The sequence below is a fragment of the Telluria sp. AZSoR62 genome (assembly GCF_058111565.1).
The window spans coordinates 27,364-49,789 of record NZ_JBYTST010000009.1 but is presented as its reverse complement, the minus strand read 5'-3'; the positions used below and the strand labels follow the sequence as shown (position 1 = coordinate 49,789).

Sequence of the window (22,426 nt, the reverse complement as noted above, 5' to 3'; positions counted from 1 at the left end):
TGGCTAGGTATTTGTGCAAGCCGGCCTGAGGTAGCTGCCCCGTGGCTGGTCGCGCCTTATCCGGCGGCAATATCGGTTTGCCTATAAAATGCCGCGATAGGTTTCCGCAGCGCACTAGCTTTCGCGAGGCGCTTCATACAAAGGCTCGAATGAACTTTTCTCTTCTACTCAACCTGGCCGTCGCGCTGGCCGCCTGCGCCCTGCTCTACCGCATGCAGGCAAGCCATGCCTCGTTCACCAAGCGCGTCTTCACTGGCCTTGGCCTGGGCGTCGTGTTCGGCGCCGCCCTGCAGGCGATCTACGGCGCGACCTCGCCCGGGATCGCGGCCACCAATGCCTGGCTGGACGTGCTCGGCAGCGGCTACGTGAAGCTGCTGCAGATGATCGTCATTCCCCTGATCATGGTGTCGATCGTGCAGGCCATCCTGAAGCTGCGCAACGCGTCCTCGCTGGGCACGATCAGCACGCTGACGATCGGCATCCTGATCCTCACCACCATCGTGGCGGCCGCGATCGGCATCCTGATGGCCAAGGTCTTCGGCCTGACGGCGGTCGGCCTGACTGCTTCGGCCGCGGAAGTGGCGCGTGGCGATTACCTGCAAGGCAACCTGGCGGCGGCAAAGGAGATTTCGCTGCCGAGCATGATCCTGTCCTTCATCCCGGCCAACCCTTTCCTGGACATGACCGGCGCGCGCAAGACCTCGACCATCGCCGTGGTGGTGTTCGCGATCTTCATCGGGATTTCGGCCACGGGGATTGCGGGCAAGAAGCCGGAAGTGTTCCGCTCGTTCAGCGACTTCGTGCACATGGCGCACGTGATCGTCATGCGCATGGTGACCCTGGTGCTGCGCCTGACCCCGTTCGGCGTGTTCGCGCTGATGGCCAAGATGGTGGCCGGCTCCAGCCTGCAGGACATCCTCAGCCTGGCGAACTTCGTCGTCGCCTCGTACTGCGCGCTGGCGCTGATGTTCTGCGTGCACCTGCTGCTGGTCGCGGGCAGCGGCCTGAACCCGCTGCGCTACGTGAAGAAGATCTTCCCGGTCCTGGCCTTCGCCTTCACCTCGCGCACCAGCGCCGGCGCGATCCCGATGAGCGTGGCGACCCAGACCGCGCGCCTGGGCACGCCCGAGGGCATCGCCAATTTCGCCGCCTCGTTTGGGGCGACCATCGGCCAGAACGGCTGCGCCGGCATCTATCCGGCGATGCTGGCGGTCATGATCGCCCCCACCGTCGGCATCGACCCGATGACGGCCTCCTTCCTGCTGCCGCTGCTGGCGATCGTCGCCTTCGGCTCGATCGGCGTGGCCGGCGTCGGCGGCGGCGCGACCTTCGCCGCGCTGATCGTCCTGTCGGCCATGGACTTGCCGGTGGCGCTGGCGGGCCTGTTGATTTCGGTGGAGCCGCTGATCGACATGGGCCGCACTGCCCTGAACGTGAGCGGCTCGATCGCCGCCGGCACGGTCACCAGCCGCGTGCTCGGACAGACCGACTTACGCGTGTTTCAGAGCGACGCGGAAATCAATCTGGACAGCGAAGAGCAGGTCTCCTGACGGGGCGACCTGCGTCGCCCGACCGTTCAATCTGGAAGCCTTGTAAGACCCCTCCCACGCGGCCGCGAGCCGCGATGGAAGGCCAGCAATCGTGCGCTTTGCGGCCGTAGAATCCGTCTATGATGACGCCATGTCAACATCATCGATGGACTGTTAATGGAACAGAAGTGGCCGCAGGAAATCTGGCTGGTCAGGCATGGCCAGAGCGCCGGCAATGTCGCGCGCGACCTGGCTGAAGCCGCCGCCGGACACCGCATCGACATTGCCGACCGCGACGTCGACGTGCCCCTGTCCGAGCTCGGCGAGCGCCAGTCGCAGGCGCTCGGTTCCTGGTTCGCCTCGCTGCCGCCCGAGCAGCAGCCGACCGTCGTGCTGCACTCGCCCTATGTGCGCGCCGCCGAAACGGCCAACATCATGATGCAGCGGCTCGACCGCAACAATCTCGTGGTCGAATCCGACGAGCGCCTGCGCGAAAAAGAATTCGGCATCCTCGACCGGCTTACCACCTACGGCATCGCCCACCACTATCCGGAGCTCTACGAGCAGCGCCAGCACGTGGGCAAGTTCTATTTCCGCCCGCCCGGCGGCGAGAGCTGGTGCGACGTCATCCTGCGCCTGCGCAGCGTGATCGACACGCTCAACCGCGAATACTGCAAGGAGCGCGTCCTGATCGTCGCGCACCAGGTCACGGTCAATTGCTTCCGCTATCTATTCGAGCGCCTCAGCGAAAAGACCATCCTCGATTTCGACCGCGCCGGCGACGTGCCGAACTGCTCGGTCACGTCCTACCAGTTCGATCCCGATCTCGGCAAGGGCGGCCATCCTGCCCTGCGCCTCGTGAATTTCGTGGCGCCGCTCGAAGCGACCGGCACCCCCGTTACCGCCAGCAAGGACCTGCCAGCCGCCCCGAAGGCATAAGGCCCACCCCATGGACACCCTCATCGATCCGCGCGCCCGCGCCACCGCCGTGCTCGACGTCGACACCGCCCTGCTGCGCAGCTGGCCGGTGCCGATGCCGGCCGTCGAAGGCGACAAGGAAATCCGCGGCCATGTGCTGGTACTGGGCGGTTCCTGCGAAATGCCGGGCGCCATTATCCTGGCCGCCACCGCCGCCCTGCGCGCCGGCGCCGGCAAGCTCACCATCGCCACCGGCCAGAGCGTGGCCCAGCTGGTCGCGCTGGCCATGCCCGAGGCGCGCGTGATCGGCCTGCCGGAACACGACAGCGCCGGCCTGTGCATCGACGCCGTCGCCAGCCTCGACCCGCTGGCCGACCGCGTGGATGCCGTGCTGATCGGGCCGGGCATGCAGGACGAGCCGGCCACGGCCGCGCTGGTGCATGCGCTGCTGCCGCGCCTGGCGGACTCGCACGTTGCCGTGGTGCTCGATGCCTGCGCCATGGGCGCACTGCTGCACCCGCCCGCGGGCTGGCCGATCGGCACGCCCTGGCGCTTCGGGCGTCCGGTGATCGTTACCCCGCATGCGGGCGAAATGGCGCACCTGACCGGCATTCCGAAAGACGAGGTCAATGCCGGGCCCGACCCGAAAGCGCTCGAGGCCGCGCAAGCATGGAATGCGGTAGTCGCATTAAAAGGTGCGCGCACTGTCATCGCAACGCCGGGTGGAACGTTGTACCAGCATGAAGGCGGTAATGTCGGCCTGGCGATCTCCGGTTCCGGCGATGTGCTGGCCGGGATCATCGCAGGCCTGGCGGCGCGCGGCGCGCCGCTCGACCAGGCAGCCTGCTGGGGCGTGGCGCTGCACGCACGTGCCGGCGAACGCCTGGCGCAGCGTATGGGAACACTCGGATATCTGGCGCGGGAAATTTCTCAGGAAATCCCCGCCTTGCTCGAACAAGTCGCCGGCAAGCTTGCCGGCGACGGCGAAACCATCCGGCCACAACCGGTGGGTTGGGGAGTGGGGGCCTAGCACCTGCTCCCTGAACAATCCGCAGCAGCATCGCGGAAACGAGTACGAGGTATGCGATCCGGCGACCTGGCAGCTTCACCGCCAGTTGAGCATCACCGCCGGTTCGTGTGCTGATGGGGCCGCGTATTGCGTCGGTTCCCTGATGGTTCCACTGCTGGGTTCAACGGACCCTCGGAGGACCTAACCCTGGCGCCGCCGGGACTCCATGACCGACCGGAGCCCGCGGCACAAGATAGACGTGAACGAGGAGTTTAAACAATGAAAGCACTGACTCAAGCACCAAAAATCCTGCTGACTGCTGCCGTGTTGGCCTCCCTGCTGGGCGCCTGCCGCAAGAACGAGCCGGCAACCGACACCACCACCCCAACCGACACGTCGGCGACCACCCCAAGCAGCACCTCGGGCACCACCGGCACCACGGGTGACACCGGCACGGGCGCAACCGGCACCGGCGCGACCGGCACCACCGGCACCACCGGCGACATGGGCACCGGCGCGACCGGTACCGGCGCAACCGGCACGGGCGCAACCGGCACTACCACCGATCCTGCTGCAACCGGCACCGGCTCCGCAACGGGCACCGGCGCGACCGGCACCACCGGCACGGGCACGGGCACTGGCGCCACCGGCACTTCGGGTACCTCGGGCACGACCGGCACCACCGGCACCGGTTCGTCGACCACCCCGCCAGCAACCGGCACCACCGGCCAGTAAGCTTGGCCGCAACACCAGCGACGGGGTCCGCGACGCGGGCCTCGTTACTGGCGGAAGGCGGGCACTGTCCCGAGCCTTCGCACCTTCGATCGCCAGCCTTCGCGGCTGGCTTTTTTTTTTGCGCCGTGCGCGCTACGGGTGGATCATGCCGGGCCCGGCGCGCGGCAAGCGCCCGGGCGAGGACATGCGCTCGCCAAGCAGTTCGCGTTCCACAGCTTGCGGTGACAATGCCCAAAAAAAAGCCAGCCCGAAGGCCGGCTTCCAGAACGGCGGACCCGGGTCCGCCTTCGTTCAGGCCGGCTGGACCTTGCCGCGGCCGGTGGCCATGCGCGCACCGCGCATGATCGTGCGGTAGACCAGGCGCACGAAGGTCAGGGCCAGGATGGCCTCGACGAAGGTCATGAAGAAGGCCACGACCACGTTGCGGCGCTCGGCACGGCGGTTGAACTTGGCGAACATGCGGTCGCGGGCGATCTCGATGCTGTCGTAGAAGGTCGGCACGACCAGCAGGGTCAGGAAAGTCGAGGTGATGGTGCCGCCGATGATCGCGATGGCCAGCGGCTGGTAGAACTGGCCGGCGTCGCCCAGGGCCAGCGCCACCGGCAGCATACCGGCGATCAGTGCAAAGGTCGTCATCAGGATCGGACGCAGGCGCTTGCGGCCGGCCTGCATCAGCGCGTCCTCGCGGTTCATGCCCTCCTTTTCCAGGGCGCGGGCGGCGTCCAGCAGCAGGATCGCGTTCTTTGCCACCAAGCCCATCAGCATGATGACGCCAATCAGGCTCATCAGGTTGAGGGTGTTCTTGGTCATCAACAGGGCCAGCACCACGCCGATCAGGGACAGCGGCAGCGACAGCATCACGCCCAGCGGCGCGGTGAAGGAGCCGAACTGCATGACCAGGATCAGGTACATCAGGCCGATGCCCGAGATCAGCGAAATGCCCATCGCGGTGAACACTTCCTGCTGGTCCTGGCCGGCGCCGCCCAACTGCAGGCCATAGCCCGGCGGGAAGTCGAAGCTCTTGGCCAGTTTCATGGCGTCGGCCGTCACTTCACCAGGCGAGCGGCCCTGGGCATTGGCCGACACCGTGATCATGCGCTCGCCGTTCTTGTGGCGGATGGCGGCCGGGCCCTTGCCCATCGTAATGGTGGCGATCTGCTCGAGCGGCACCATCATGCCGGTACCGGCAACCGCGATCGGCAGGCGTTCGATGCTGTCGGTATTGACGCGGTCGTCCGGATGCAGGCGCACGGAGACGTCCCGTGTTTCATTGCTCGGATCGACCCAGTCCCCCACTTCGATGCCGGCGAAGGCCACGCGCAGCGATTGGGCGGCGTCGTTGATCGAGATGCCCATGGCATTGGCCAGGCCGCGATCGAGCACGATTTGCAGCTCGTTCTTCGGATCCTGCTCGGACAGGGTGACGTCGACCGCGCCCGGGACCTGACGCAGCTTCTCCATGTAAGCGGTCGTCAGTTCCATCAGCTTGCGCGAATCCGGTCCCGTGAACTGGATCTGGACCGGCTTGCCGCCGCCGTTGAGATCGTCGATCACGGTATATTCGGCGCCCACCAGGCGACCGACCTTCTCGCGCAGTTCGACCGCGATCTCCGCACCGCTGCGCTTGCGGGTGCTGCGCTTGCCGATGTCGATATAGATGCGTCCGCCGCTGGACCTGGCATCGCTGTTGGTATCCTTGACTTCCGGGATCGCACGAGCGATCTCGGCAGCCGCTTCCACCTTGCGGCGAGCATATTCCACGCTGGACGAGGCCGGCACGCGGATATCGACCTGCAGGGTGCCCTGGTCGGATTTCGGCAGGAAGCTCGACCCGCCGAACTTGGCGTGCAGGGCAATCGCCGCGACGAAGCTGGCGACGGCGATCGCGGCCATCCAGCGGCGGTGGTGCAGCGCCCAGGCGATCACGCGGCCATAGCGGTCGGCCTGCTGGTCGAACCAGTGGTTGAAGCGGTCCAGCACCTTGCCGATGCCCTTCTTCTCGATCTTGTGGTGATCGACCGGGTCGCCCCAGTAGGCCGACAGCATCGGGTCGAGCGTGAACGAAATGAACAGCGACACGATCACCGAGCAGGTCACGGTCAGTGCGAACGGACCGAACCATTGGCCGGACATGCCCGGCATGAAGGCCACAGGAATGAACACGGCCATGATCGAGAAGGTGGTCGCGGCCACGGCCATGCCGATCTCGGCGGTGCCTTCCAGCGCCGCGGTGCGGCGGTCGGAACCGAGTTCCATGTGGCGAACGATGTTTTCACGCACAACGATCGCATCGTCGATCAGGACGCCGATCGCCAGCGACAGGCCCAGCAGGGTCATGAAGTTGAGGGTGAAACCGCACAGCCAGACCGCGATGAAGGCCGCCAGCACGGAGGTCGGCAGCGACAGCGCGGTGATCAAGGTGGAGCGCCATGAATTCAGGAAGGCATACACCACGAAGATGGTCAGGATCGCGCCCAGCACCAGGGCCTCGATGACGTTGTTCAGGCTCATCTGGGCATCTTCGCCGCCGTCGCGCACGACTTCCAGCTTGGTGCCTTCCGGCATTTCCTTGTTCGCTTGCTTGACGACCTCGTGCACTTTTTTCGCCAGCGACACCGTGGAGGCATCGCGCGAGCGGGCAATCTGCAAGCCGACATTAGGCTTGCCGCTACGCATCGACAGGCTGTTGATGTCGGCATAGGCGTCCTTGATCTCGGCAACCTGGTTCAGGCGAACGATCTGGTCGCCGTTACGCTTGACGACGACTTGCGAGAAGTCTTCCGGACGCTCGATGCGGCCGACCAGGCGGATGCCCTTCTCGTCCAGTTCGCTGCGCAGCTTGCCTACCGGTGCATTGGTGTTCTGGGTGCGCAGGGCGTTGGTCACGTCCGATGCGGACACGCCGAATTCGCGCATCTTCTCCGCGCGCAGCAGCACCGACAGTTCGCGGCGCAGGGCGCCATTGACGCTGACGGTCGAGACGCCGTCGATCGCGCGGAATTGGTCCGCCAGCACGTCTTCGGCATAGCGGGAGATCTCCGCATGGCTCTGCGTACCCGAGGACAGCGCCAGCGACATCACCGGCTCGGACGCCGGGTCGATCCGGCGCAGGATCGGCTCGCGCATCTCGACCGGCAGCTTGTAGCGTACCGCGGCGATGGCGTTGCGGACGTCGTCCGAGGCCTCGATCAGGTTGCGGTCGAAGTCGAATTCCATCCAGATCGAGGCGCCGCCTTCGTAGGAGTTGGAGTTGACTTCGGTGACGCCCTGGATCGCCAGCATCTGCTTCTCGATGCGGTTGGTGATCTCGCGCTCGGCGGTCTCGGGCGAGGCGCCCGGATAAGGAATGTCGACCACGATGATCGGCACTTCGACATCCGGGTTCTGGTTGACCTTCAGCTTGGACAGGGCCAGCAGGCCCATGGCCATCATGGCCACGATCAGTACGATCGTGGCGACCGGATTCTTGACACTGAAATTGGAGAGGAACATGGGTTGTTTTCCTTATTTCCCTTGCACCGGGGCCGGGCTGGCCGCACTGGCGACACGCGCCGCCGGCATCTCGACCTTCTGGCCGTCCTTCAGGTTCGAGGTGGGAGCGCGCAGCACGACGTCGCCGACGGCCAGGCCCTGCTTGACCTCGATGTTGCCGGTGCGCGGGTCGCGCGCGCCCACCACCAGGTTCACCTGGTTCAGGGTCTTGTCCTTGATGCGCCAGGTATAGGCCTTGTCGCCGGCCTTCACGACCGCCGCTTCCGGCAGCATCAGGGCGTTGGCGGTCTGGGCGTCGATGCGGCCTTCGGCGTACAGGCCGGCCACCTTCGGCTGGACCTTGTCGGAGAACTCGACCACCACTTCCACCTGGCGGGTCACGGCATTGGCGGCCGGGTCGATGCGCTTGACGATGCCGGCGAACTGCTGGTCGCCGTACCCATTGACGCGGAAATTGACCTTCTGGCCGAGCTTCACGGTGGCGATCGAGTCGGCCGAGACGCGCGCCTGGAAGCGCATGCTGTTCGGATCGATCACCTTGACCAGTTCCTTGCCGATGGTGGCGGTGTCGCCGGCCGAGACCTTGCGCTCGGAGACGATGCCATCAAAAGGTGCGCGCACCACGGTGCGGTTGAGCAGCTGGCGCGCCGTGGCGGCCCGGCTCTTGGCAGCCGACAATTCGCTCTGGGCGCTGTTGAGGCGCACTTCGGCGTCGTCCAGGCCGACGGCCGAGGCCATGCCGGAGGCGCGCAGGGTTTTCATGCGCTCGAGCTGGCGGTTGGCCTGGTCCAGCGCCTGGCTGGACGAGCGCACGCTGGCCTCGGCCGAGACCAGGCTGTCGCGGATCGCGGTCTCGTCCAGGCGCACCAGCACGTCGCCGCGCTTGACCGGCTCGCCGTTCTCTTTCAGCACCTGCAGCACCACGGCCGAGACTTCGGCGCGCAAATCGGCCTTGCGCTCCGGCTGGATCGAACCGGTCACCACCGGGCCGCTGGCCAGGGTGTCGCTCTGGACGGTCAGCACGTCTTCCGGCGCCACCTGCAGCTGCGAAGGACGCTTGTCCTTGGGATCTTTGCCGTCGGCTTTTGCGCTGGTTTCAGCGCCCGGTTTGGCAGGCTCCTTGGCTTCCTTGCTGCAGGCGGCGAGCGCCGTGGCGATGGCAAGGACGAGTAGTGATTTGCGCAGCATTGTGGTTCTCCAGAGAAGGACTCAGTGATCTTGTAAATATTAGAATATGGACAGCCAGCGCGCAGTATCGAGTAGTGCCCTGTGGGCGTCAATTGACGACTCTGCATAACGCGGAAATCGTGGGATGAACTGCGATATTTGGCGATGAGCTGCATTCCGGGTCGCTGGAATGCAGCGTTGTTGCGGACGGGCGGACGTCCGCCCTGTCCGCCCGGCGCCCTGTCAGGCGCCGAATACCGCCGCAGTGAATACCGCGTTGATCAGGAAACCCATGCCGATGCCGGTGGCGATGCCGCCGGTGATCTCCACCAGGGTGTGGCCCATGCGCTCGCGCAGGACCACGTGCCCCACCGTGTCGCACGCCAGCCTGTTGATGGCCGCCGCCTGGCGGCCCACGTGCTGGCGCAAGCTGTTCGCGTCGATCATCACGATGAACGCAAGCGTCACCGCGACCCCGAACGCCGGATGGCCCATCCCCTCGCGCAGTGCGATCAGGGTGGCCATGCTGGTGACGACCGAGCTGTGGTTGCTGGGGAAGCCGCCATTGCCCACCAGGTTGAAGGCCCAGCGCCGCTGGCGCGCACTGGTAATCAAGAACTTGATCGGGCCGACCACCATCCAGGTCAGCACGGGAGTAACTAAGTAAACAAAATCCATGTCTCGGTCCAGGTGAATTGATGCCGGGCGGAATTATCTCAGAAGCAAGGCTTCGTAGATACACCCGTGATGGTCCGGTAGTGCATTCCCGCGCCGCCGTTGGGCCTGGAACGGTAATATTCCTCCAACGCGGCTACACAGGCAAGGGGGCGTCATGCGGCATTTCCGGTTGTCGATCGGGGTCACGGTCATCCTCATGGCCCTTGCCGGCTGGTGGGGCTACGAGCACCGGGGCATCGGCGGCATGCTGCAGGCGCTCTGGATCACGGCCGTGCTCGGCGTGCTGGAAGTATCGCTTTCTTTCGACAATGCGGTCGTCAACGCCTCGGTCCTGCGCGGTTGGAACGAGTTCTGGCGCAAATTATTCCTGACCGTGGGCATCCTGGTGGCCGTGTTCGGCATGCGGCTGCTGTTCCCGCTGGTGATCGTCTCGGCCGCGACCGGGCTGGGCCTGGTCGAAGTCTGGCAGATGGCCATCGACAACCCGCGCGAATACTCGCGCCACCTCACCGAAAAGCACGCCGAGGTCGCCTCGTTCGGCGGCGCCTTCCTGATGCTGGTGTTCCTGAACTTTTTATTCGACGAAGAAAAGCAGTTGCATTGGCTCGGCTGGGTCGAGGAAAAGGTCGGCAAGTACGGTACCGAGGGCCTGGCCATCCTGATCACCCTGTCGGCCGTGTGCGGCGCGATGTCGCTGATGCCGGCCGAGCGCAAGCTGCCGGTGCTGGTGGCCGGCGTCACCGGCGTGCTCATCTATATAGGGGTGCAATGGCTCAGCGGCCTGCTCGAGCACGAGGAAGAAGACCCGGCGGTGGGCAAGATGATCGCCCAGGGCAGCATCGGCGGCTTCCTGTACCTGGAGGTACTGGACGCCTCGTTCAGCTTCGACGGCGTGATCGGGGCCTTTGCCATTACCAACGACGTCGTAATCATCATGCTGGGACTGGCGATCGGCGCCATGTTCGTGCGCTCGATGACCGTGTTCCTGGTCTACAAGGGCACGCTGGAAGAATTCGTCTTCCTCGAGCATGGCGCGCACTACGCGATCGGCATCCTGGCACTGATCATGTTCGGGAGCGTGCACTACCACATCCCGGAATGGTTCACGGGGCTGTCGGGCCTGGCCTTCATCCTGGTGTCGCTGTGGTCCTCGGTGCGCTACCGCAAGCGCAAGGAACGCGAACAGCACGAGGAGGCCCAGCACCGCACCGCGCTGGGCAAGTCCTGAAGACCTGCAACTGATTTTGTTATTTTGCCAAGGCGTGGCAGAATGGGCGCGGCTGCCCTTGCTGCCACGTTCACCCCCTTTAACTTCTCACCATTGCCGCCATGCCCAACGCCCTGCCAAAACGCGCCACCGCCCTCCTGCTCTCCGCCATCGCCGCCTTGCTGGTGCTGTTCGCGCTCTACACCTGGTTCACGCTGAGCTGGTCGTACTCGGAAGGCGAACGGGCGGGCTACCTGCAGAAATTCTCGAAAAAGGGCTGGCTGTGCAAGACCTGGGAAGGCGAGCTGCTGCTCTCGAGCATGCCTGGCGCGATTCCCGAGCGCTTCACCTTCACCGTGCGCGACGATGCCGTGGTCAAGCAGCTGCAAGGCGCGATGGGCCAGCGCGTGCAGGTGACCTACGAACAGCACCGCGGGATCCCGACCACCTGCTTTGGCGAGACGGAATATTTCGCGACCAAGGCGAGCATGGGGCCGGTCAATCCGGTGGGGGCGGGTCAGACTGCTCAGTGATACGCTGGGCGACTTGATCGACCCCGTCTGATATGCGGGGCGTATCACCGTGACCTGGGTCCCGGCCTGCGCCGGGACCCAGGTCGACGCTACCGCCTATTCCTGCTCGTTCTTCCTCTGATTCATAATCACCTCCGCCAGCCTGGTCACCGCCTGCGAAGCCGATGCCGGCGGCGACTGCTTGAACCGTCCCAGCACTTCGCGCGTGATGTTCACCGAGGCCACCCGGTGCTCGGCTTCGGCCGTGCGCGCGCCGATCGCCCGGTCCAGGGCGGCCAGGTCGGCTGACACTTCCTCGAAGCGATGCGTCTCCAGGTCGGCCAGCGCCTTGCGCGCGTCGGCCATGCGCTGGGTCGCTTCGGCGGCCTTGCGCTGCATGCCGGCGTGGCGCTGCGCGTGCTCCAGCAAGGCGCGCTGGGCTTCCCGTTTTTCGACCGCAGCGCGCAGGGCATCCTGCTCGGCCGCTTCGCGCTCGCCCGCCAGGCGTGCCTGTTCTTCTTCGGCAGCCGCCCGGGCCAGCGCCGCCTGCGCGGCGGCCTGCTCGGAGGCCAGGCGCGCGGCAGCCGCTTCGCTGGCGCGGGCGTCGGCCGCGGCCTGCTGGCGCTGGGCTGCCAGTTTGCGCTCGCCCAGCGCCAGCGCTTCGCGCGCGGCCTCGGTGGCGGCGCGTTCGGCGGCGATCGAGGCGTCGAGCACGGCCAGTTGGCGGCGCTCGGCCTCGGCGCGCTCGGCCTGGGCCGCCGCCAGTTCCAGCGCGCGGCGCGCCCCTTCCTGCTGGGCCGCCGCTGCCGCCTGGGCGTGTTCGGCTTCCTCGATGGCGGCGCGCGCCTGCGCCTGCTGCGCCTCGAGCATGATCTGCTGCTGCTGTTCGGCGCGGCGTTCGGACTCGCCCTGTTCGCGCAGCTGCGCAGCGAGCGCCTGCGCGGTGCGGGAGCGCGCCTCGGCCGCCTGCGCCAGCGCGCGCTCGGCCTCAACCTGCTCCTGTTCCTGCGCCATGGCGGCTTCGTCCAGCGCCGCGCGCGCGCGCTCCGCCTCCACCCGCTCCCTGGCCGCCTCGGCGCGGCGCTGCGCGGCGTCCAGCGCCGCCTGCTCGGCCGCGGCATGCTCGCGCACGGCCAGCATTGCCGCCTCTTCGGCCGCGTTGGCGCCGGCGCGCGCTTCCAGCGCAGCCTGCGACAACGCCGCGCGCTCGGCGGCCAGCGCCCGCTCGTGTTCCTGTTCTTCGGCCTCGCGCCGGGCGGCCAGGGCCGCGGCTTCGTCGGCGGCGGCGCGCTCGCGCGCATGCGCGGCGGCGATCGACTCGGCTTCCAGGCGCGCCTGGACCTGGGCGCTGGCTTCTTCTTCGGCGCGGGCGCGCTCGCCCGCCAGCTCGCGCAGCTTGCGGTCGGCCTCGATGCGCGCCTCGGTCGCGGCCAGGATGCGGGTCTCGGCCTCGCGCCGCGCTTCGGCGCCGGCGGCCGCCATCTGCTCCAGGCGCTCGCGGTGGGTGGCGGCGTCGCGCAGTTCTTTTTCGGTCTGCAGGCGCATGCGCATCGACTGGGTGGCCACGCGGTCGGACTCGGCCTGGGCCAGCGCGATCGCTTCGCGTTCCTGCTCGATGTGGGCCATGGCGCGCGCTTCTTCCAGTGCGCGCGCCTCGGCCGCCGCGCGGGCAAAGCTCGAAGCCAGCGCCACCTGGTCGGCGCGTTCGCGCTGCAGGGTCAGTTCCAGCGCCTCGGCTTCGGCCTGCACCAGCAGCTCGGCGGTCTGGCGGGCGCCCCGTTCGGCGCGCTCGCGCTCGCGCGCCAGGATCGCCACGCGCGCATCGGCGCTGGCGTTGTGCAGCACTTCTTCGCGCGCTGCTTCCACCGCCGCCATGCGCTCGGCCGCCTGCAGGCGGGCGCGCTCGGTCTGCACCATCAGTTCGTCGGCCGCTTTTTCGGCCTGCACCGCCATCTCGGCCTGGGCTTCGACCTGGGCCGCGGCCCGGCGGCGCGATTCGTCTTCCTGGCGCGCGCGCGCTTCGGAGGCCATGCGGGTTTCGGTTTCCAGCTGCACGCGCGAGCGCAGCTCGGCGGTTTCCTGGCGAATCGCTTCCAGCCGCTCGCTCGATGCCTTGGCCGCCGCGTGCAGGGATTCGATGCGCTCGCGGTTGGCGGCGATCGCGTCTTCGGACGCTTGGGCGTTGGCCAGGGCCGCGGCGGTGGCGGCGGCGTCGAGCGCGGCGCGCTCCTCGGCCAGGGCGCGCGCGCGCGACTCGGCATGGGCGCGGCTCTCGGCCGCCACGTTGGCCTTGGCCTCGGCTTCGACCCGGGCGATGGCTTCCTGGATCTCGTGCATCTCCATCGGCGCGCGGCCTTGCGGCTGCGGCGGCCTCGCCGTCTCCTGGCCCAGTTTCCGCGGCACGGCGCTGCCCGCATGGGACAGGTCTATCGTGAAATCGATGTCGTCGGTGTCGGGCTTGATGGGTTCCATGGTCGTTCTCGTTGGCTCGGTTCCAGGCCAGGTCGGCTCCAGCCGATTATCCGGCAAATCGCGGCTGCGTGTCACGCCGAACTGGACCGCGAAAGCGCGGCAGTTCCGGCTTTAGCCGTTCACACCTGCCACAGCGGCGGCTCGTCCATCAGCGCCACCTGCTCGCGCAGCTCCAGGATGCGGTCCTGCCAGTAGCGCTGGGTGTTAAACCAGGGGAAGGCCGCCGGGAAGGCCGGGTCGTCCCAGCGCATCGCCAGCCAATACGAATAATGGATCAGGCGCAGCGTGCGCAGGGCCTCCACCAGGTAGAGCTGGCGCGGGTGGAATTCGCAGAAGTCCTCGTACCCCGCCAGCACGTCGGCCATCTGGCCCACCATCTCGTGGCGCTCGCCCGAGAGCAGCATCCATAGGTCCTGGATCGCCGGGCCCGTGCGGCTGTCGTCGAAGTCGACGAAATGCGGGCCGTCGGGGGTCCAGAGCACGTTGCCGGCGTGGCAGTCGCCGTGCAGGCGCAGCAGCGGCAATTCGCCCGCGCGCTCGTAGCAGCGCGCCACGCCTGCCAATGCCTGCTCGACCACGCTGGCGTAGGTTGCGGCCAGTTCCGGCGGAATGAAACCGTGGCTGCGCAGCCAGGCGAAGGGTTCGACGCCGAAGCTCTGCTGGTTCAGTTCCGGGCGCGCCGTGAACGGTGTCAAGGCGCCGACCGCGTGGATGCGGCCGATGAAGCGTCCGATCCATTCCAGCGTGGCCGGGTCGCCCAGTTCGGGCGCGCGTCCGCCGCGGCGGGGAAAGACCGAGAAGCGGTAGCCGCCGAAGCTGTGCAGGGTGCGCCCGTCGATGGTCTCGGCCGGCACCACCGGGATTTCGCGCTCGGCCAGCTCGGCCACGAACGCGTGTTCTTCCAGGATGGCGTCGTCGCTCCAGCGCTCGGGGCGGTAGAACTTCACGACCACGGGGCTGCCCTCTTCCAGGCCGACCTGGTAGACGCGGTTCTCGTAGCTGTTCAGGGCCAGCAGGCGGCCGTCGCAATAGAGGCCGACGCTTTCGACCGCCTCCAGGACGGCCTGCGGATCGAGCCGCGCATAGGGATGCGCCGGGGTGGTGTCGGGTGAAGTCGGGTTATCCATTTGGACATTGTAAGCGCCGCGCCGCCTCCCGTCCTCACCGCGACTTGAAATTTGACGAATTTGGTGCGCGCGCGAACAGTTCATGATTTTTTGCCATGAAATTATCGAATCCTCGGCCATCAACCGGCCTTCTCCCAAGGAACAACAAGATGAAAAAAGCACTCCCCCTGGCCTTGAGCGCCGTCGCCGCCGCCCTGGTCTGGAACGTGGCCCAGGCCCAGTCGCCGCAGCCGCCCAAGGCCGATGCCGACATGCAGAAGGTGCTCGACGCCCATGCGTCGCTGAAACCCAAGCCGATCGAGACCTTGACTTCGGCCGAGGCGCGCAAGCAGCCGACCCCGGCCGACGCGGTCAAGAAGGTCTTGACGCAGATGGGCAAGAGCACCGCGCCGGAAGCGGGCGTGACGATGAAGACCATGAGCGTGCCGGTCGCCGGCGGCAGCATCCCGGTGCATATCTTCACGCCGGAGGGCAAGGGCCCGTTCCCGGTGATGGTGTACTACCACGGCGGCGGCTTCGTGATCGCCGACACCAAGGTGTACGAAGCCTCGCCGCGCGCACTCGCCAAGATGGCCAAGGCGATCATGGTCTCGGTGGATTACCGCCAGGCGCCCGAGCACCCCTTCCCGGTCGCGCCGGAAGACTCGTACGCGGCCTACCTGTGGGTCACCCAGCACGCAAAGGAATTCAACGGCGACCCGGCGCGCGTGGCGGTCGGCGGCGAATCGGCCGGCGGCAACCTGGCCACCGTGGTGTCGATGATGGCGCGCGACAAGAAGGCCCAGATGCCGGTGCACCAGCTGCTGGTCTATCCGGTCGTGAACGACGACATGAACAACGAGTCCTACAAGCGCAACGCCAATGCCAAGCCGCTCAACAAGCCGATGATGGGCTGGTTCTTCAAGCACTACGCGGGCGACCCGAAGAACCCGTACGCGCTGCCGATGAAGGCCGCCTCGCTCAAGGGCCTGCCGCCGGCGACCATCGTCGCCGCCGAGATCGACCCGCTGCTCACCGAGGGCAAGCAGTACGCGGACAAGCTCAGGAAAGACGGCGTGGCCGTGGACTACCGCGTGTGGAAGGGCGTGGCGCATGAGTTCTTCGGCATGGGCGCGGTGCTGCCGAAGGCGAAAGAGACGGAGCAGTATGCGGCCGATGCGCTGGTCAAGGCGTTCGCGGCGAAGAAGTAAGGCAAGCGATCCCGGTGGAGGCGGCAAGGCTTGCTGTCGCCCCTGCCGGGAGACCGTCATGTACGATTTCCGTACTCTCCCAGTCCACAGGGGTTAAACTGTCGCCTTCAAACGCAACAAGAGCCCCACATGCATCTCGACCAGCCCCTTACCGACAAAGAATTCGACGAACTCGACCAGTTCCTGCTGTCCGACCGCTCCCCCGAGGATGCGATGACGATGGACACCCTGCACGGCTACCTGACCGCGATCGCGATCGGCCCGGAAACCATCATGCCGGCCGAGTGGCTGCCACGCGTGTGGGGCCAGGACGGCAAGCAGGCGCCGAAATGGAAGAACAGCCGCGACGAAGAAAAGATCATCAACCTGATCATGCGCTTCATGAACGAAGTGCTGGTCACCTTCGAGGTCGCCCCGAAGGAATTCGAACCGCTGTTCTGCGAGCATGAAGTCGCCGGGACCAACCTGATCGACGGCGAAGCCTGGTGCTGGGGCTTCTGGGAAGGCATGGAGCTGCGCCCGGGTTCCTGGGAACCGATCTGGACCTCCGACGTCGCCGAACTGATGCGCCCGATCTACCTGCTCGGCGCCGACGAGATCGAAGAATCCGAACTGCCCGAAGTCGAAGACCCGAAGAAGGCGCACCAGCTGGCGCTGCAGATCGAAGCGAACCTGCCGGCGATCCACCGCTACTGGCTGCCGCTGCGCAAGCCAGCCGTGGAAACCGTCGTGCGCGAGGAGCCGAAGGTCGGCCGCAACGACGATTGCCCTTGCGGCAGCGGGAAGAAGTACAAGAAGTGCTGCGGCGCCGACGCGGCCGAGTGATGCGCTTGCCGCAGCAAATCGTGTGCGGCATCGGTGCCGTAGGGTGAATCCTGGTCAGCGGCTCATGCTCGGCCGCAAACCGTAGGGTGGGCAGATTCCGCCCACGCGTTCAACCAGCTCCGAATCCGCCGCGCTGCATGCCTCAGGCAGCCGTTTCCTGCACCCCCAGCTCCAGCCCCACCAGCACATCGCGCGGCTGCACCACCCCCGCCAGCCTGCCGCCTTCGTCCACCACGAACACCTGCTGCGCCCCGTCGTGAAAGCGCGCCAGCAGCGCCGCCACCGGCGCATCCTGCCCGAGCGCGACCAAGCCGGTCTCCATCAGCTGGCCCACGGTCGGCGCCATGTCGTGCCCGAACAGCAGCGCCGTGGCGCGCCGCGCGCGGGCCGGCAGCGGGCGGCTGGCGCTGCCGCCGGCGGCGACCAGGCCGGCCATGCTGAGCACACCGAGCGGGCGGCCGGCGGCGTCCACCACCGGCAGGGCCGGCACGCCGTGCCGCACCAGCAGCGCGCGCGCCATGGCCAGCGGCATACCGGGGTCCAGGGTCGCGGGCACCGGGCGCGCCAGCCCGGCGCAGCGGTGCAGGCGCGCGCGCCGCTCGGCCGCGCGCTGCTCGGTGTCCAACAGGATGGTGGCCAGGTCGTCGCGGCTGACGTCGAGCGTCTCGCCATAGCTGTCCAGGGCCGCGTCCAGGTCTTCGCTGGCGAATCCGGCGGCCATTTCGGGCACTCGCGCGGCCGGCTGCACATGGGGATAATGGTGGCCAGACAGGCGGTTCCAGGCCACCGCGCCGATCACCAGCAGCACGGAGTTCAGGCCCACCGGCGCCAGGGCGAACCAGTAGCCGGCGTCGTGCACCGCCGCCCCGCCCAGCACGGCGGTCACGGCCACCGCCCCGCCGGGCGGATGCAGGCAGCGCAAGGCCGCCATGGCGGCGATCGACAGGCCGCCGGCCAAGGGCGCGGCCACCAGCGGGTCGCCCAACCGGGCGCAGGCCACGCCCACCAGGGCCGAGACGACGTTGCCGCCGATGACGGGCCAGGGCTGGGCCAACGGCGCCGCGGGCAGGCAGAACAGGAGGACGGCGGACGCCGCCATCGGGGCGACCAGCAAAGGCAGGGAATCGAGGGCGGCGGCATCGAGCACGATGCTGCTGGCCAGCTCGGTGAGCAGCAGCACCAGCAGGGCTCCCAGGGCGGCAGGCAGCTGCCTGGCGAGCGAAGTCGGTCCGGCCGGGCGAAGGCGCCGCAGCCTGTCAGTGAGCATCGGGAACATGGAAACGCGTCGTGCAGCTATGAAGCCCGCCATTACACCACAGCTCGCTGTAGCGCGCCTCATGCTTGTCGCAAGCCCAGCATGAGGCAGTGCAATCATGTACGATATGCAACGCTTGCGGCCGGCCTGCGCCGCATACGACAACAAAAGGACCTGCGATGACATTACGCCCGTACGCTACCATCCTCGCCACCGCCGTGGCCGCCGCCTGCCTGGCCAGCCCGGCCTGGGCCGCCGCGCCGATGGCCAAGACCCCTGCTCCCGGCTGGTCGCGCCTCATGCTCGGCCAGTTCGAGATCACCCCGCTGTCGGACGGCACGGTCGACCTGCCGGTGGACCAGCTACTGGCCCAGGATGCGAAGAAGACTGTCGCTGCGCTGGCGAAGGCGCACCTGAAGGCGCCGCTGGAAACCTCGGACAATGCCTACCTCATCAACACCGGCAGCAAGCTGGTGATGGTCGACAGCGGCGCCGGCACCTTCTTCGGCCCGACCCTGGGCCGCCTGGTGGCCAACATGAAGGCCGCCGGCTACCAGCCGGAACAGGTGGACGAGATCTACATCACCCACTTCCACGGCGACCACGTCGGCGGCCTGGTCAGCAATGCGGCGGCGGTCTTCCCGAACGCCACGGTGCGCGCCAGCAAGGCGGAATCCGACTACTGGCTGAGCAAGGAGAACCTCGACAAGGCCAAGGACAAGGGCTCGTTCCAGGGCGCGCAGGCGGCGCTCGGGCCGTATGTGAAAGCGGGCCGCTTCAAACCCTTCGAGGGCAGGACCGAGCTGGTGCCGGGCGTGACCGCGAACCCGACCGGCGCGCACACGCCGGGCCACACGACCTACATGGTGGAGAGCGGCGGCCAGAAGCTGCTCCTGATCGGCGACCTGATCCACGTGGCGGCGGTGCAGATGGCTAACCCAAGCGTGACGATCCAGTTCGATTCCGACCAGAAGGCGGCGGCTGTGGCGCGCAAGCAGGCCTTCGATGCCGCAGCCAAGGGCGGCTACCTGATCGGCGGCGCCCACCTGCAATTCCCGGGCATGGGCTACCTGGCGAACGAGGGCAAGGGCTACCGGTTCATCCCGGTGAACTACACCCAGATGCGTTAAGCCGGCTGCGTGCGCGCCCTGGGGCGCACGCCGTCGAGCAGGCGCACCAGCGCATCCATGTCGACCGGCTTGACCAGGTGGTGCTGGAAGCCGGCCGCGAAGGCCTCGTCGCGGTCCTGCTGCTGGCCGTAGCCGGTGACGGCCACCAGCACCGTGCCCGCGGTCTCGGGCTGGGCGCGCAGGCGCCGCGCCAGTTCGCGGCCATCGATGTCGGGCAGGCCGATGTCGAGCAGGCAGACATCCGGCGCCATGGCGCGCGCGCGTTCGAGCGCCTGCAGCGAGCCGTGCTCGATGCCGACCTCGTGGCCATGCGCGGCCAGCAGCAGGCCCAGGGTCTCGGCGGCGTCGACGTTGTCGTCCACCACCAGCACCGTCAAGGGCCCGGCCTGCGGCGGCATCGCCTGCGCCGCCAGGGCCGCCGGCAGCGCGCCCGGCAACAGCGGCAGGCGGATCTCGAAGGTGCTGCCCAGCCCCAGGCCGGCGCTGGCGCAGGCCACCGTCCCGCCATGCAGCTCGACCAGGTTGCGGGCCAGCGCCAGTCCCAGGCCCAGGCCGCCCTGCGAGCGGTCGGACGAGCGTTCGGCCTGGGTGAACAGGTCGAACACGCGCTTGGACAGCTCGCGGTCCATGCCGATGCCTTCGTCCTTCACGCTGATCACCAGGCTGCTCCCGATGGCCTGCGCGCCCAGGTCGATGCCGCGGTGCTCCGGCGTGTACTTGCTGGCGTTGCCCAGCACATTGGCCACTACCTGCACCAGCCGCGCCTTGTCGCCTTCGATCACCGCCCAGGCCGGGGGCAGGTGCACCGCCAGCTGCTGGTGGCGCGCCGCGATCATCGGGCGCACCTGCTCGACCGCTTCCTGGATGACCACGCGCGCCGGCACCTGCGCGCGTTCGAGCGTGATCAGGCCGCGCGTGACGCGCGAGACGTCCAGCAGGTCGTCCACCAGCCGCGTCATGTGGCGCACCTGGCGCCCGATGATGTTGCTGCTCTGGCGCACCCGCGCTTCGTCCATGCGGCCGATGCCCAGCAGCTCGGCGGCCGCGCTGATCGGCGCCAGCGGGTTGCGCAGCTCATGCGCCAGCATCGCCAGGAATTCGTCCTTGCGACGGTCGGCTTCCCTGAGCTTTTCCTCGGCCAGCTTGCGGTCGGTGATGTCGCGGAAGAACGCGGCCAGGCCGCCGTCCTGCATCGGGTAGGCGCGCACCTCGGTCCACACGCGGGTGCCGTCCGGGAACACGTGCGTATGCTCGGCGGAGCCGGCCACGCGGGTGCGCATCACCTCGCGGTACATCGGGCCCGGCTCGGTATCGACCGTATGCGGGAAGACCTCCCAGTGGTTGCGTCCCAATACCTCGGCCGCGTCCATGCGGCAGATGCGCAGGCCCTCGGCATTCATCTCGACGACGTTCCAGTCGGCGTCGAATACGGCGAAGCCTTCGGCGATGGTGTCGAAGATGTCGCGGCTGCGGTCGCGTTCCGCGCGCAGTTCGGCCTGGGCGCGCGCTGTCTCGACCGCCGACCAGGTGCGCTCGGCCACGTCGCGCGCCAGCTGGATGTCGTCTTCGCTCCAGTAGCGCGGCTGCGGGCAGTCGATTCCCAGGCAGGCCGCCAGCCGGTTCGATTTCACCAACGGCACGATCAGGAGCGCGCCGATGCGCTCGGCCACGAAAGCGCTGCGGTAGCCGATGGTGCGCACGTCGTGGGCGGTGTCGTGGATGCGCACCACGCTGCCTTCGCGCAGCGCCGCGCCCACCGCCGGGCCGAAGGCATCCAGCCGGAAGCCGGGCTGCGGGGCCTTGTGCGCCTGCGCCGGCAGGTTCGGGTGCAGGCTGGCGCGCTCGTCGCGGGTCCACCAGCGCGGCGCGGCGAAGCGCCCGCTGCCCGGGTCCAGTTCCGCATACACCACCCGGCCCGCATGCAGCTCGCCGCCCAGCAGCGCGCTGGCGGTGGCGACCACCTCGTCGCCCGAGGACAGCGCCCGCAAGGCGTCCGACACCGTCAGCTCAAAAGCCGCGCGGCGCTCGGCCGCGACCCGGCGCGTGGTCTCCATCACGGTGCAGTACAGGCCGGCCACCTGGCCGTCGTCGCCCATCAGTGGCGCGTGCGAGAAGGTGAAGTGGGCGCGCTCGGGGTAGCCGCGCCGGTTCACCGTCATCGGCATGTCCTCGAAGTACACGGGCTTGCCCGACAGCGCGCGGTCGATCAGGGGCACCATCTCGGACCAGACCTCGGCCCACAGGTCGCAAAAGCGCTCGCCCAGCGCGCGCCCGTGCTTCTGCCCGAGCAGCGGCACATAGGCGTCGTTGTAGAGGAAGACCAGGTCCGGCCCCCAGGCCAGGAACATGGGAAAGGCCGAATGCAGCATCATGTCGACCGCGGTGCGCAGGCCGGCCGGCCAGGCCTCGGACGGGCCGAGGGCGGTCTGGTTCCAGTCATGCCGGCGGATGCGGGAGCGCATCGATGCTTCGCCGGTGGGGTCGGGAAGCGCGGTCTGCGGGGCGTGGGTCATGCGGACGATTGTCGCATAACTTGTTGCCTGTTACTCATGTTTCATGACAGGCCGCCAAGGACGTTCGCCGCCATATTTACAGCTTGATGAAGTGCTCGCGGTAGTAGCGCAGCTCTTCGATCGATTCGACGATGTCGGCCAGCGCGGTGTGCTTCTGGTGCTTCTTGAAGCCCGATGTGAGTTCGGGCTTCCAGCGGCGGCACAGTTCCTTGAGCGTGGACACGTCCAGGTTCCGGTAGTGGAAGAAGGCTTCCAGCTTCGGCATGCCGCGCGCCATGAAGCGGCGGTCCTGGCAGATCGAATTGCCGCACATCGGCGACTTGTTGGCCGGGACGTACTGCTTCAGGAAGGCGATCAGTTCCAGCTCGGCTTGCGCCTCGGTCACGGTGGAGGCCTTGACGCGGTCGATCAGGCCCGACTTGCCGTGGGTGCCCTTGTTCCAGTTGTCCATCTTGTCCAGGGTCGCGTCCGACTGGTGGATGGCGAACACCGGGCCTTCGGCGATGATGTTCAGGTCCGGGTCGGTCACGACCACGGCCACTTCGATGATGCGGTCGTTGTCCGGGTCCAGGCCGGTCATTTCCATATCGAGCCAGACCAGGTTGAACTCGTTCGGACGCGCCGGCTTGGCCGTCCCTTCGGTTTGTGTCGCTTGTGACATAATTCT

Annotated in this window: 17 protein-coding genes; 9 read left to right on the top strand and 8 right to left on the bottom strand. The window is 67.6% G+C overall.

Going from position 1 to position 22,426, the window contains the following annotated elements; translation table 11 throughout:
- The first annotated feature begins 149 nt into the window (after window positions 1-149).
- The 4 genes from AC3XQU_RS14915 (at window position 150) to AC3XQU_RS14900 (ending at window position 4,191) form a co-directional block, all read left to right on the top strand.
- The gene (locus AC3XQU_RS14915) at window positions 150-1,550 is read left to right on the top strand and encodes an L-cystine transporter (protein ID WP_489874951.1); all 1,401 of its coding nucleotides are present in this window, start codon (window positions 150-152) and stop codon (window positions 1,548-1,550) included.
- Between the two features lie 156 nt (window positions 1,551-1,706).
- Window positions 1,707-2,468: a histidine phosphatase family protein gene (locus AC3XQU_RS14910; protein ID WP_489874950.1), complete on the top strand. Its 762-nt coding sequence runs from the start codon at window positions 1,707-1,709 to the stop codon at window positions 2,466-2,468.
- A gap of 10 nt (window positions 2,469-2,478) precedes the next feature.
- A complete protein-coding gene (locus AC3XQU_RS14905) occupies window positions 2,479-3,477 on the top strand; it encodes an NAD(P)H-hydrate dehydratase (RefSeq protein ID WP_489874949.1) in 999 nt (332 codons plus the stop codon).
- A gap of 258 nt (window positions 3,478-3,735) precedes the next feature.
- Window positions 3,736-4,191, top strand: coding sequence for a hypothetical protein (locus tag AC3XQU_RS14900; RefSeq protein ID WP_489874948.1), 456 nt, complete (start codon window positions 3,736-3,738; stop codon window positions 4,189-4,191).
- Between the two features lie 291 nt (window positions 4,192-4,482).
- Here the strand turns inward: AC3XQU_RS14900 and AC3XQU_RS14895 are convergent, their stop codons facing one another.
- From AC3XQU_RS14895 to AC3XQU_RS14885, 3 genes are all read right to left on the bottom strand, one after another.
- Window positions 4,483-7,683, bottom strand: coding sequence for an efflux RND transporter permease subunit (locus AC3XQU_RS14895; protein WP_489874947.1), 3,201 nt, complete (start codon window positions 7,681-7,683; stop codon window positions 4,483-4,485).
- Between the two features lie 12 nt (window positions 7,684-7,695).
- On the bottom strand, window positions 7,696-8,871 hold the full coding sequence (locus AC3XQU_RS14890) for an efflux RND transporter periplasmic adaptor subunit (RefSeq protein ID WP_489874946.1): 1,176 nt from the start codon (window positions 8,869-8,871) through the stop codon (window positions 7,696-7,698).
- A gap of 222 nt (window positions 8,872-9,093) precedes the next feature.
- Window positions 9,094-9,528, bottom strand: a complete 435-nt coding sequence (locus AC3XQU_RS14885) for a divergent PAP2 family protein (RefSeq protein WP_489874945.1) — start codon at window positions 9,526-9,528, stop codon at window positions 9,094-9,096.
- Between the two features lie 154 nt (window positions 9,529-9,682).
- On the opposite strand from AC3XQU_RS14885, the gene AC3XQU_RS14880 reads away from it, so the two are divergent.
- Together AC3XQU_RS14880 and AC3XQU_RS14875 are read left to right on the top strand one after the other, a co-directional pair.
- Window positions 9,683-10,756, top strand: coding sequence for a DUF475 domain-containing protein (locus AC3XQU_RS14880; RefSeq protein WP_489874944.1), 1,074 nt, complete (start codon window positions 9,683-9,685; stop codon window positions 10,754-10,756).
- Window positions 10,757-10,857: 101 nt separating this feature from the next.
- A complete protein-coding gene (locus AC3XQU_RS14875; RefSeq protein ID WP_489874943.1) occupies window positions 10,858-11,268 on the top strand; it encodes a DUF8785 domain-containing protein in 411 nt (136 codons plus the stop codon).
- A 96-nt stretch (window positions 11,269-11,364) separates the two neighbouring features.
- Here AC3XQU_RS14875 and AC3XQU_RS14870 read toward each other — a convergent pair whose 3' ends face one another.
- Complete coding sequence (locus AC3XQU_RS14870) at window positions 11,365-13,719, bottom strand: coiled-coil domain-containing protein (protein ID WP_489874942.1); 2,355 nt, start codon at window positions 13,717-13,719, stop codon at window positions 11,365-11,367.
- A gap of 119 nt (window positions 13,720-13,838) precedes the next feature.
- Window positions 13,839-14,846, bottom strand: coding sequence for a serine/threonine protein kinase (locus AC3XQU_RS14865; RefSeq protein WP_489874941.1), 1,008 nt, complete (start codon window positions 14,844-14,846; stop codon window positions 13,839-13,841).
- Between the two features lie 149 nt (window positions 14,847-14,995).
- On the opposite strand from AC3XQU_RS14865, the gene AC3XQU_RS14860 reads away from it, so the two are divergent.
- Together AC3XQU_RS14860 and AC3XQU_RS14855 are read left to right on the top strand one after the other, a co-directional pair.
- Entirely contained in the window at window positions 14,996-16,036 is a 1,041-nt protein-coding gene (locus AC3XQU_RS14860; RefSeq protein ID WP_489874940.1) for an alpha/beta hydrolase, read from the top strand.
- A 129-nt stretch (window positions 16,037-16,165) separates the two neighbouring features.
- Window positions 16,166-16,861 carry a UPF0149 family protein gene (locus AC3XQU_RS14855; protein ID WP_489874939.1) on the top strand — a complete coding sequence of 232 codons (696 nt, stop codon included), beginning with the start codon at window positions 16,166-16,168 and terminating at the stop codon, window positions 16,859-16,861.
- Window positions 16,862-17,003: 142 nt separating this feature from the next.
- On the opposite strand, the gene AC3XQU_RS14850 is transcribed toward AC3XQU_RS14855, so the two are convergent.
- Entirely contained in the window at window positions 17,004-18,137 is a 1,134-nt protein-coding gene (locus tag AC3XQU_RS14850) for an HPP family protein (RefSeq protein WP_489874938.1), read from the bottom strand.
- 158 nt (window positions 18,138-18,295) lie between these two features.
- Here AC3XQU_RS14850 and AC3XQU_RS14845 point away from each other — a divergent pair, with 158 nt between their 5' ends.
- Window positions 18,296-19,246, top strand: coding sequence for an MBL fold metallo-hydrolase (locus tag AC3XQU_RS14845; protein WP_489874937.1), 951 nt, complete (start codon window positions 18,296-18,298; stop codon window positions 19,244-19,246).
- Here the strand turns inward: AC3XQU_RS14845 and AC3XQU_RS14840 are convergent.
- Together AC3XQU_RS14840 and orn are read right to left on the bottom strand one after the other, a co-directional pair.
- The gene (locus AC3XQU_RS14840) at window positions 19,243-21,759 is read right to left on the bottom strand and encodes a PAS domain-containing protein (protein ID WP_489874936.1); all 2,517 of its coding nucleotides are present in this window, start codon (window positions 21,757-21,759) and stop codon (window positions 19,243-19,245) included. The genes AC3XQU_RS14845 and AC3XQU_RS14840 overlap by 4 nt on opposite strands.
- Window positions 21,760-21,835: 76 nt before the next feature.
- A complete protein-coding gene (gene orn, locus AC3XQU_RS14835; protein WP_489874935.1) occupies window positions 21,836-22,420 on the bottom strand; it encodes an oligoribonuclease in 585 nt (194 codons plus the stop codon).
- Window positions 22,421-22,426 lie beyond the last annotated feature (6 nt).